The sequence below is a fragment of the Actinomycetospora cinnamomea genome (assembly GCF_003096675.1).
Classification (GTDB): Bacteria; Actinomycetota; Actinomycetes; order Mycobacteriales; family Pseudonocardiaceae; genus Actinomycetospora; species Actinomycetospora cinnamomea.
This window is the reverse complement of the sequence record NZ_QEKW01000040.1, coordinates 1-1,948: the sequence shown is the minus strand read 5'-3', so window position 1 is coordinate 1,948 and position 1,948 is coordinate 1. Positions and strand designations below refer to the sequence as shown.

At 73.4% G+C, this 1,948-nt stretch carries 2 protein-coding genes; both read left to right on the top strand.

Annotated features, from left to right (window positions below; translation table 11 throughout):
* The first annotated feature begins 966 nt into the window (after nucleotides 1-966).
* On the top strand, nucleotides 967-1,308 hold the full coding sequence (locus C8D89_RS28600; protein WP_116711538.1) for a DUF6247 family protein: 342 nt from the start codon (nucleotides 967-969) through the stop codon (nucleotides 1,306-1,308).
* A 2-nt stretch (nucleotides 1,309-1,310) separates the two neighbouring features.
* Complete coding sequence (locus tag C8D89_RS28595) at nucleotides 1,311-1,559, top strand: hypothetical protein (protein ID WP_116711537.1); 249 nt, start codon at nucleotides 1,311-1,313, stop codon at nucleotides 1,557-1,559.
* Nucleotides 1,560-1,948: the final 389 nt, after the last annotated feature.

Genomic DNA, 1,948 nt, shown 5'->3' with positions numbered 1-1,948 from the left:
GCAGGACCCACGACACAGGAGAGCGGGACACCCGCTCTCCTGTGTTGTGTTTTCAGCCGGCGGCAGGAGTGCGCCGTCCCGACAGCTCGAACCCGGCCGCCCTCGCCGATTGTTCGATGTTCTCAGCGATGCCCAGCGCGGCCCTCGGCGAGCAGCGTCGGCCCCATGCTGCGGGTCGCCGGCGGATTGTCGAGACGGTGGTACCTCCGCGTCCCACCTCGCCCCACACCGGGACCGTCGTGGCGTCCGCGGGCGTCTTCCAGACACGGCGGACGCCGACCCGGGACGGCGGGTGCTGCCGGGTCGGACCTCCTCGTGTCTCCCGCGCTCTCGGCGGGGTTCCGCCACCCTCCCGCGCGGTCCCGCGAGCGCGAGAAGCCGGTCGCCCTGAGCTCGCTGCGCGTCGTCCCGCGTCGTCCGTCCCCGCGTCGAGGACAAGGGCCGCGGCCGCGACGTGACGAGCAGTGAGGTGGTGCTACCGCGTCGGGAGAGGCGCATCCTCGAGGGGCGTACGGCAGCGCGCACTGGCCGAGGTCCAGTGTTGCGGTGCGAGCGGCCCAGCACGGACGGATTCGACCGGCCGGTCCGTGCGCCCGCCGCGGACGGCCTACCGTGGCCCCCGGGCCCTCTCCTCCTACACCGATCTGTCGGACGGCGGTCGCGCGCCGAGGGGCCGGCCGGCTCGTGCTGCGACAGGGCTCGGCACCCGACGCACGTGGCGGCGGCAGACCGTCGAACGCCTGCGCAGCGCGACCGTCCTCGCCCACCCACCAGGGGCTTCCGCCCCATCGGTGGGCGCTGCCGGGGCTGCCGTCATGTACCCGGGACGTGAGCTCCGCCTGCCGGTAGTCCGGGTCCGGCGCAGCCAGGCCACGGTCCTCAGCTCGCCGACGTCGTACCGATCGGTTCGGGCCCGGGACGACGAGCTTCGCCCCACGGCGGATTCGTCGTCGATAGGGTGGTGCCATGTCCGCGGCACCGACTCCCGAGCCCTCGCGCCCCGCAGGGCGCACGTGGTCGGACGCGTCGCCCGCCGAGGTCCGCGCGGCCCTGGCGCCGGAGAGCGCTGCCGAGTTCGACGCCCAGTGGCGCGCCGCTCTCGGGCGCGCCGCCGAGACCTACGACCTGGCCGTGGTCCACGCCTGCCTCGACGCGTGGCGACGCGTCGCCCGGGTGACCGCGACGGCGGGCGGCGCCGACGGGTACCGGGCGGTGCGCGAGCAGGTGACCACCGCCCTCGAGACAGGGGCGACGGTGGGGCGCCCGCCCGCGCCGTGGCGCGAGGTCCGCGTGCAGCTCGGCCTCTAGAGGTGCCCTACGCCATCGACGTCGGTTCCGTGCGCGAGGTCCTCGGCGATCTGCCGCGCGACGCCCTCCTGGCGCTGGCCGAGGCCCTCGAGGTCGTCGAGGAGAGCCCGTGGGACGGCGAGCCCCTCGTCGACCGCAACCCCGGCGGTGCCGTGCGGACCATGAGCTTCGGGAGCCGCGGGCTCCTCACCTACGTCGTCCTCGAGCAGTTCCACCGCGTCGACGTCGTCCAGGTGCACTGGGCTGCGTAGGAGCGCGCGTCCGCCGAGCGAACCCGCGCCGGTCGCACCGCGGCCCGACCCGGCTCGGCAGTGCGACCCGTCGAGGACGTCGTCCTCCGTGGTGCTGACTCCGGGGTGCTGACCGTTCCCCATCGCGACCTGCGACGACGGCGAACGCGACCCCCCGGTGACAGGGCTCCGGAACGTCCGTGTACTGTTCTCCACGTCTCCAGGGCGCAGAGGTTGAACCCGGCCCGGACGACGCAGTAAGCTAGGAAGGTCGCCCTCCGGAAGGTTTGCCCCATCGGGCAGGTCGGTACGGTGGTGTGGTTGTCCTTTGAGAACTCAACAGTGTGCTGAATGTTTGGTGTGTTTGTCCTCGTCGGCGCCATGGCTTTGTGGTTGTGGTGTCGTGGGGT

Coding starts and splice junctions, on each gene's coding strand:
- C8D89_RS28600 (WP_116711538.1), top strand. CDS start 967: ATGTCCGCGGCACCGACTCCCGAGCCCTCGCGCCCCGCAGGGCGCACG.